General features: G+C 59.8%; 1 protein-coding gene. It reads right to left on the bottom strand.

Features of this window, described 5'->3' with window-relative positions; genetic code table 11:
* Positions 1–643, bottom strand: a 643-nt coding sequence (locus JF66_RS20890) for an ABC transporter substrate-binding protein (RefSeq protein ID WP_231556551.1), incomplete at its 3' end; no start/stop codon positions are given.
* Positions 644–704 lie beyond the last annotated feature (61 nt).

Below are 704 nucleotides of genomic sequence, written 5' to 3'. Positions count from 1 at the left end.
GGTATGCTTTCAGCGCCCACGGGACGCTGAGTGGGGTGACCATACTTGAGGCCATCGCGAGCTGGTTGTCGGGATTGGGAACGTAGGAACCGCGGGTCACCGCGGGAATCTGCGCGAACAAGGGTTGCGCTTCGATTGCGCTCTGGTTCGCAGTGTCGTTGTACCAGGTAAAGAGCACATCAACGTCGTTCAACAGGTCTGCGCGCTCGAGACCGACGGTTGAGGAAAACGTGCCGGGCGTGATCGGGATCTCAGCCACAGTCGAATCTATTTTCAATCCGAGTCCCGTGATGAGGTCCACCCGTGGGTCACCGGCCTGATAGAGGTTGAGCTGCCCGGGCTCGGCCGTGTAAACGTAGGCGAAACTAAGATCCGCAAATTCCGGATGCGCCGCTGCGGCAGCGGCCAACTCAGTGGTAATGCTGTCAATCAAGTCTGCGGCTTCGGCGGGCTTGCCAAGAGCCGTACCGATGATAGAAATCTGGTCCGCCCAGCCCGTGCGCCAGGCGTCCGTCGGAAACGCCACCGTAGGAGCAAAGGCGGAGAGTGTTGCATAATCAGCGGGCGAAAGACCCGACTGCGGGGCGAGGATCAGGTCAGGCTGAAGGGCAAGAATAGCTTCGACGTCAATCTCCGGATACACATTGAAGACCTCGGGCAAAGCGTCCCCTCGCGCCTCAATCGCGTCACGCACCCAGGGAAAA

This window comes from Cryobacterium sp. MLB-32, assembly GCF_000738085.1.
GTDB lineage: Bacteria > Actinomycetota > Actinomycetes > Actinomycetales > Microbacteriaceae > Cryobacterium.
The sequence above is the reverse complement of the archived record's forward strand: the minus strand, read 5'-3'. Positions and strand labels throughout refer to the sequence as shown.